General features: G+C 41.8%; 9 protein-coding genes. All 9 read left to right on the top strand.

Going from position 1 to position 8,545, the window contains the following annotated elements:
* On the top strand, positions 1–342 hold a 342-nt coding region (locus AOQ32_RS08715; RefSeq protein WP_158531890.1), incomplete at its 5' end, for a hypothetical protein.
* Positions 343–426: 84 nt separating this feature from the next.
* Positions 427–657 carry a hypothetical protein gene (locus AOQ32_RS07680; RefSeq protein WP_242976728.1) on the top strand — a complete coding sequence of 77 codons (231 nt, stop codon included), beginning with the start codon at positions 427–429 and terminating at the stop codon, positions 655–657.
* A 206-nt stretch (positions 658–863) separates the two neighbouring features.
* Positions 864–1,529, top strand: coding sequence for a hypothetical protein (locus AOQ32_RS07675; protein ID WP_207657370.1), 666 nt, complete (start codon positions 864–866; stop codon positions 1,527–1,529).
* A 2-nt stretch (positions 1,530–1,531) separates the two neighbouring features.
* Positions 1,532–1,831, top strand: coding sequence for a hypothetical protein (locus AOQ32_RS07670; protein ID WP_059394309.1), 300 nt, complete (start codon positions 1,532–1,534; stop codon positions 1,829–1,831).
* A 3-nt stretch (positions 1,832–1,834) separates the two neighbouring features.
* Positions 1,835–4,183 (top strand): VirB4-like conjugal transfer ATPase, CD1110 family, encoded by a 2,349-nt coding sequence (locus AOQ32_RS07665; RefSeq protein ID WP_059394308.1) that lies wholly within the window; start codon positions 1,835–1,837, stop codon positions 4,181–4,183.
* Positions 4,184–4,186: 3 nt separating this feature from the next.
* Positions 4,187–4,789 carry a hypothetical protein gene (locus AOQ32_RS07660; protein WP_059394307.1) on the top strand — a complete coding sequence of 201 codons (603 nt, stop codon included), beginning with the start codon at positions 4,187–4,189 and terminating at the stop codon, positions 4,787–4,789.
* Positions 4,776–4,973: a hypothetical protein gene (locus tag AOQ32_RS07655; RefSeq protein WP_059394306.1), complete on the top strand. Its 198-nt coding sequence runs from the start codon at positions 4,776–4,778 to the stop codon at positions 4,971–4,973. Before AOQ32_RS07660 ends, AOQ32_RS07655 begins: the two co-directional genes overlap by 14 nt.
* A gap of 41 nt (positions 4,974–5,014) precedes the next feature.
* A complete protein-coding gene (locus tag AOQ32_RS07650; RefSeq protein WP_059394305.1) occupies positions 5,015–6,178 on the top strand; it encodes a RodZ family helix-turn-helix domain-containing protein in 1,164 nt (387 codons plus the stop codon).
* Positions 6,179–6,228: 50 nt separating this feature from the next.
* Positions 6,229–8,430, top strand: a complete 2,202-nt coding sequence (locus AOQ32_RS07645) for a phage tail tip lysozyme (protein ID WP_059394304.1) — start codon at positions 6,229–6,231, stop codon at positions 8,428–8,430.
* Positions 8,431–8,545: the final 115 nt, after the last annotated feature.

Here is an 8,545-nt window from a genome sequence, read left to right as displayed (position 1 = left end):
ACTGGCGGTGCACAGACACAAGATGGTAAGACCAACGTGACCTCAACACCAACGGTAACTGGTGGTACGCAGACACAAGAGCGTCAGGAAAGTATGAGTGTTAGCCCAGTATCAGGGACACAATCTGAACAATCTCCAGTCTCGACACCAAGTAAGGTGGCCACGGCCTTACCGCAAACAGGCATGAAGACAGCTGAAAATCCAACAAAGCTTTACGTTGCTGGTTTGGTAGTCTTGGCTGGTGTTGGTCTTGGCACTTGGCAGAAGGTTCAAAGTAACAATCGTAAGCGCAAGCGTTTAGCAAAAATGTCAAATGATCTGAAGCAAAGCGCTGTTTCATAATCGTGAAAGAAAAGTAGAGAAAAGTAGAACTTTCTCTACTTTTTTATTGTTAAAAAAATCAAACAAGCATATAGAAAGAAGGAAATGATGGATATTTTAATTAAGTTAGTCGGTGTTGTTGTAGCTGTTATTGTCGTGATCGGTTTGTTTAGTGTTTTGTTCGGCTTTAATAAGTTCACTAAAGGACGCAAATCAGAAGATACACGTATGACCGATGAAGGAATTGAAGGCATGATTTGGGGCGCGGCTACTGCGGCCATTGTTGGTGGCGTAGGTGCAGGAATTATTGCCGCCTTGTCTAAAATTTCGTTTTAATTGAATCATTAATCGACGTTGGCGTAACCAACCGAATGGGGTGAAAAGCCCATTAGAAAGGATTTAATATGAATGGTGTTGTTTTAGATAAAGACAAGCTTAAAGAATTAACACAATCCCTCAGCTCTTGGAATCCCACGGCGAGTAGTTGGGTTGACAATATCACTCACGGACTGATGTTTATTGGTTTTGCCATGTTAGGCATTATGTTTCTATTAGAATGGGCAAAAACGGCGCAACGAATTCGTGAGTCGCAAGGCACGCCATTAACCTCGGATGTGATGATTAATTTAGGATTACGTTATTTTATTGCCACCCTGGTAATTGGTTTGGCACCGCAAATTATTGATGCGATGTTATACCTAGCAAATGCGATTGGCCACACCATTGCCACGACAGGTGGATTACATAATCAAAGTAACGGATCGAATGCCGGCCTTTGGGACATGTCACGCGTTGATTTGGCTTGGTATCAAAAAGGAATCTTTGGCTTCATTTCTTTTTTGAACTCGCTGGGGACAACCGTGATTTCAATGTTGGTCACGGTGATTGTCTTTATGCGTTTTTTGACTTTATGTGTGTATAAAATTTTGTCACCGATTATGTTAGCAGCCTCGTTGCATGAAGACTATCGCTCAGTGGCGATTAATTATTGGAAACAAGTGGCGATTGTTTTGTTGCAATCAGTGGTTTTAATTATTATCTTGAAGCTCGTCCCAGCTTGGCAAACGGATTCCGATTTTCCTTTAACAGGGAAGGTTTCCTATGGTACTTGGCAAATCGCAGCCGGCTTAGCGTTAGTGAAATTGTTTGTCGTAGGCTGGGCAGTGATGGGCTCACAGAGTATGACACGTCGTTTGATTGGAGGATAGAAATGGCTAGTAGCGAATTTTATACAGATTTATCAAAATGGGAACCAACGATTGCCAAAGGATTGTTAACACGAAAGCAGGCTGTCCTGATTGTAAAAATGTTGCCGGGAACCTTGCTATCAACTAGTGCTTTTATTTTGATTCCTGGCTGGTATGGTTGGGTCTTAACGGCTGTGTTAGTTGCTGTTTTGGTCGTTCCTTTTTTATTACGATTTTTCGACTATGATCGAACGTTTAAACGTTCCATTACCTTTTATTTAACGGAGAAGAAACGTACTTATCAAAAAATTGGAAAGGAGTAAGGCATGTTTAAGAAAAAGAAAAAACTATCGGTTGCCGCCCAAAGAAAAGCAGACCGTTTAGCGCGCTTGGGTTATAGCACGCAAGATACGCTTAAGTTTCAAGATTTGAACGATGAGGGATTAATGAAAATTGATGATGATCATTATTCCCGCGTCTATGAATTAGGTGATGTACCTTTTGAAGCCATTGGGGCAGAAGCCCAACAAGAAGTCATTGTTTCTTATGGCGAAGCCATTAACACTTTAGATGCCAAAAGCCACTATCAGTTGTTAGTCGTTAACGAGCGCGTGGGTGAAAATGCCATCGAGAACTTGTTAATGCCAATGGCCGGAACACCGGATGATGTCTATCGCAAAGAAATCAATGATTTGATGAAAGCACGCTTTTCATCAGAGGATAACGAATTTCAAGTGAAGCGTTACGCCATTATAACGACCGAACAAAAACGAGCTTCTGCGGCTGAAATTAGCCTGTCAAAAGCAGCTTTAGCCTTCCAAGAGCCTTTTCGTAAGGGAGGGGTTCCTTTAACGTTACACGGTTTAAGTGGAGAAGAACGAGTGAATCTGATTAATCAGTTCACGAATCCGGGCATGACGATGTCAAAGGTTGACTTCCAGCACCAGAACGCCAAAGATTTAGTGGCGCCGAGTTTTTTAGAACTTGATAATAATCAGATTCAAATCAATCAGGCGCATACACGGGTCTTATATGCTAAGTATTACCCCAAGGTGCTAGAAGATGATTTAATTAAGAACTTGACGGCTCTTAATCATGAAATGGTGATTTCGTTACATGCTCAACCATATAACATGCGTGATTTGCAAAAAAAGATTCAAACCATTTCGCAATTCAATAAGATTGATCGCCGCCGCCAACAAAAAGACAATGCAAAAGACGGAGTCTCCTCTGACTTTGTATCAGGCCTGTCAGAAGATATTGGCCAAACAACGGATGCCTTGAAGGAAGACTTTTCAAAGTACGGTCAAAAATTATTTACTGGCACGTTAACGGTGATGGTTTCGGCCAAAAACAAAAGCGAACTGCGAGCAATCACCGACGAAGTTAAGGGGGTTGGGGAAGCAGAGGGTGTCTTTTTTGAGAGTGCTTATAACTATCAAGAAGAAGCTTTCAATACCACTCTAACGCTAGGCTGGTCTTTTTTGAACGAGGATCCCGATACCTACCGGGATATGACAACGTTAAATATCGCAACACAGCGCCCCTTTACTTCGGTCGAACTACAAAATCCGCATGGTGAATTTTTCGGCCAAAACCAAATTACCGGGAATGTCATTACGATTGACCGCAAGGATAAGCAAGACTTATTGACACCGTCTGGCTTGGTTTTAGGCTCTAGTGGTTCTGGTAAGTCGGTGGCAGTGAAATACCAGTTACTGAATACTTTGCTCAATCATCCAAAAGACCGTATCATCATTGTGGACCCTGAAAGCGAATATATAGAAATTGGTCGTCAATTAGGGGCACAAATTTTAGATATTTCGACTGGAACCAACAATCACCTCAATCTGATGGACTTAGCGGACCGCACTAAACTGCGAGAAGAAGATAAAAAATTGGATTTAATTAAGGAAAAGTCAAATCTGTTAACCACCATGTTTGATAAGGTGCTGACCTTATCGGATGCACAAAAAGGTGTGATTGATTTGGTCACACATGATACTTATGAGCAATATGAAAAGCCAACATTAGTCAATTGGCAAGCCGTTTTAAAAAGTCGTCCTGAAAAAATTGCGCAAGAATTAGCTTTGTCCACGAGCCCTTATACAGTCGGTTCCCAAGATGTCTTTTCTTATGAAACTAATCTGGACTTAAGCAATCGCTTTTTAATTTTTAATACCAAGCATTTAGATGAGAATATGAAGCCCTTTGCCATGCAGGTTATTTTGGATCAGATTTGGAAGCAAGTTGTCGCTTCGCAAAACATTGTTTCCACCTGGCTTTTCTTTGATGAAATTCAAGTGAATTTTCAAGATCAAGACAGTGCCAATTGGTTTGCCAATCTTTGGGCCCGTGTGCGAAAGTATGGGGCAATTCCGACTGGGATTACGCAAAACATTAGTAACATCATGCAATTCCAGGGTGGTCGGAATTTAACTTCGAATACCGAATTTATGATGTTGTTACGCCAAAAGGCACCCGATCTCAAGATTCTCAAAGAAGAATTGGGTTTTGACGAAAATGTCTTAGACCAGTTTGTGAATGAGCGTGCAGAGGTTGGAACTGGTCTCATTCGTGTCAATGGGATTATGGTACCCTTTAAAAATCCAATTCCAGATCATACAAGATTGTATGAATTGCTAAATACTGATGTGGATACCGATAAGGAGTAAAAAATGTTTAATCTAAAAAAAATGAAAATTAAAAAGCGGCTCACCATTGCCGGCTTACTAATCTTAGGGATTATGCTGGGTATTGGTGTCAAAAGTATTTCGATGCCGAAAGTGAATCAAACGATTCAACAAACGAGTTCACTGACTAATGACCAACCCACGATCAAACAAGGTGACGTGCAAAAATTTTTGATTGCTTATTATACCAAGAAAGACTTAGGCGAAAATCAAAACCGTTATCAAGGCTTTATGACGCAAGCAGCCTTTCAAGCCGAAACGGCCAAGGAGGCTAAGCCTGAGAACCAGGCCTATAAGGGTTATGTCGTCAATCAGGTGTTTGACGATGCCAAGATTTATATTGATCAAAAAGATCAACAAGTCTTAGTGACCGTTGATTATCATAATACGCAATTGGTCAATAAAACGGATAACCCAAGTCAAACTGCTAGTACCAGTAAGTCTGAAACGTTGTTACTGACGTATGCTACTGAAAAAGGGCAGGCGCTCGTTAATAATATTCAACGTAAAACATTGTCGGATGCTTCGAGCAGCGACCAACCACAAGATTTAAATCAAGTAAGGAGTGCTCACTATGACCAAAACTGAACGTTTACAACAAAAGAAAAAGCGTCTACAAACAGAATTGAAGACGCTCAATGAAAAAATAACTGATAAGAAGCAAGCCCTTGAACAAGTTGACCAAGAATTGTTGGCAGTGACCATGAAAGATAATGGCATGAACCTATCAGACTTGGTAGCTTTAGTGCAAAAAGAAGGCGATCAACATTAACGTTCTTATTTGTCCATGATATATAAAAGGAGTACAAACGGATGAAATTTTTTAAGCATTTATTCCCCTCGCACAAGCCTGAAAGCCATTATGGCTATGAAGTGCGGGCCGGCCAATATGTCGAGTCTGAGGTTTTTCATGAAACCGAAGACTTCTTAAACTATGTGGACCAACAAAGTCAAGAAGTTGAACGCCGTGGCGTGACCGACAAGATTGGCTTGTTAAAGACGGCGCCTTCTGGTGAGTATTTATTCGCGATGATTTTTGACTTACCAGCTCGAGGCGATTTGGATAGTCAGTTAGCCGATTTTTATACCAAAAAGAAATTACCTTATGACACCGATATTTTTAACAAAATGAATCAACTGCACGCGAAGATGGCTGATTCATCATCACCAGTTGATCAAGATGAAGCCCATGAGGATGAAGTTGCGGTTACTGCTGAAAATGATGATTTTGTAGTTGCACCTGATTCATCAATTGATCCCGCACCCTCATCAATTGATCCCGCACCCTCAACTGTTAGCCAGACACCTGATGTGCAGGTGACAGAACAACAGGTGGTAGAACAAGCACCAGTTCCTACGCCTGAACAACAAGCACCAGCTCCTACACCTGAACAACAGGCACCAGCTCCTACACCGGAAGAAGTAGTTGAGCAACCAGTAGTTGTAGACCCCAAAGACTTGGAAATTCAACGACTAAAAGCGCTGTTGTTGCAGGAACAAAAGGCAACGGTTGCACCAGAACCAGAAGTTGCGCCAACTGTTAATCCGGCATTGGAGGCTTTACAAGAAGATGTTTCTTCTTCCGTAGTAACGGTCTTAGAAGAAAAACAAGGCAGATTATCAACCCTGCTAAATGAATCGGATCATTCAGGTACCATTCGACGAGAAGTCCAAGAAGAATTTGACCAAAAGCGTGTCACACTTTTAGCACAAGTTCAAAAAGCCGCTGCCCACGATTTAGAAGAAGCTAAGCAACGTGAACAGCAACGTTATGAACAAGCGCTACGGGAGTTAGATGAACAGTTTGATAAGACCCAGGCTCATCTAGTCGTTGAGGTCGAGCAGTCCGTGCAGCAGGAGCATGATCTGACGCTTCAAAAGCGACTGGAAGAGAATCAAAAGCAATTGGAGCAATTATTGAGTGCCCGAGAAGATTTAACGAAAAAAATAAACCAAGCTAAGCAGCTCTTTGCATAAGCAGTCAGGACTCTGGCTGCTTTTTTTGAGCAGTCAAGAGGAGACAAAAAATGCGGATTGATCCAGATAAGTTACACGAACATGATGGCATGGGCCACCGGGCGGCCCGCAAATATACCAAGAAGGCGTATAAGAAAGCGCGGAAGAGTTATAAGCAAGCTTTTAAGCAAAAACAAAAAAGTAATGGCTTAGACACCGCTAAGCGCACCTTAGCAGATGATAAAGTCGAAGTAAAAACTTTGAAAAAGCAGTTTAAGCATCATCAAAAACTCGATCACACCAGCTTACGAAATCGTACCCGCAGAACGGTTAAAACTGGTGTGAAAGGGACCGTTAAAGGTCGGGTTCAAAATGGTTTACGCCAAAAGTTACAAGAAGACGACTTGATGGCTCAGCATGTTAAAGCTAGTAATACCATCAATCAAGCTCGTACCTATGGCCGTAATTTGAAAACCGGTGGCCGTTTGCTTGGGAAGACAGCAGGCAATATTGGCATAGGCAGTTATCATGCACTTAATCGAAGCAAAAACGCCCTAATGGGTCGTGGCTTCTATAAGACCCCCTATGAGCAGCAATGGTTTGGTGGACGGAAGCGACTGGGTGATTTGGGGCGGTCTGTTAAAAAGAAAAGCAAACGGCAGATGCAACGTTTTGCGGGACGCTTCAAAAAAACCACTCGTGTTAGCCGCTTTTTAGGAAAAAGCCTAAAAAAAGGGGTGAAATGGTTAAATCCGGTTTCGTTGAAATTTAAAATTTTAGTCGGTATTCTGGTTTGTTTGCCGTTACTGTTAGCCTTTATGGTAGGGGCCATCAACCAACCTGGTTTGAAACAAGACAATCATGAAATTAATGATACTTGGCTCTACATGACCCAACTGGATGCCCAAAAGTCCGATGATCAGCACCAATACTATACGGATTGGGCACCGTTTATGTTTTATAATAACGAGCTGTTGGAGGATTTTAATATCCATGACCAAAAGCAAAGTTTGCAATTGCCTTTTGGGGTTATCAAGTATCAAGATGTTTTGGCAAAGCAATGGGATGCCGTGCATGTCAAAGATTCGGAAAAAACGGTTGATGAGTTGATGAGCGGTAACAAAGTTGCGACTGAAGATGACTTGCATAACCCTTGGATTTTAAAAGAGAGTGAACAGCAAGATGTGAAAATCAGTCGTGATGAAATTGGTTTTGATGTTTTAGGGAATCAATTGGAAAATTTGACGGATGATGGCAATGTGGTGATTAGTCGCCGACTGGGGTATGAGAAACAAAACGGCAAGGAAGTTAAAAACGATTGGTCAACCATCGATATTGCGAAAGGGACGATGCTAAAAGTGCCAATGGGTGGAACGGTTCGTTTCGTGAATGACCATACCGTGCAGTTGACACAGGACCAAGCAGTTTTGACCATTGATGGCGTCGACTTGAGCCGCTTACAACAGGGTGCTAATTTGAACGCTGGTGATCTACTTGGAAATACTTTAGGTGATCATATCAATTTACAATATCGTCTCTTTGATGATTTAGAAAAGCAGTGGTTTGACGCCAACCCTGGATTTTACTTTAAGAAGGTTCGTTATACGCAGTTTACAACCACGACTGATGAAAACTTTGACCCTTCGAAAGATAAGTCTCAAAATGCGCAAAAAGTATACGATCAACTGACCAAAATGGGCTATAAGAAAGCGGGTATTGCCGCGATGCTGGGTAATTTTGATGTGGAAAGTGCGATTAACCCGAAGCGAGCAGAAGGTGATTATCTGAAAGCGCCCGTTGGCAAGTATGACGGTTCTTATGATAAAGATGATTGGCTGAATATTGGCGGTCCTCAAATCTATGATGGGCGTTTTGCCAATATTATTCACCGCGGTTTAGGATTGGGACAATGGACAGATGTCGCGCCCGGACCTGGCGGTCGCCATACGGCTTTGTTAGACTATGCCAAATCTCAAAACAAGAAGTGGTATGATTTGGACTTGCAAATTGATTTCTTAGTGAATCATGATGGTGGGCACTCCGATGTGGCCAAAGCCATCTTGTCCTCAGACAGTCAAGACGTGAAGGATTTAACCCAACAGTTTTTGACACAATGGGAAGGAAATCCTGGCAATAAAGTGCAAGAACGAACCAACGCGGCCTTAAATTGGTATCAATATCTTGGTAAGACCAAGGACCAAGAAAAGAAAGACGCTGATGAGAAACGAGGTAATGAGATTGCCAAGGACTATGGTGGCAACCAATCTACTTAAAAAAGACTGGCATCTAAATCCAGCAGCGGTCATACTTGCAAAAGTAGAGAAAAGTAGAGAAAAGTAGAGCTTTCTCTACTTTTTTATTTGGGAAGGAACTTTTATGGAACAAAAA

The sequence above is a fragment of the Fructobacillus tropaeoli genome, assembly GCF_001047135.2.
Lineage (GTDB): Bacteria > Bacillota > Bacilli > Lactobacillales > Lactobacillaceae > Fructobacillus > Fructobacillus tropaeoli.
Note: the sequence above shows the minus strand (reverse complement) of the source record. Positions and strands in the feature narration are given on the sequence as shown.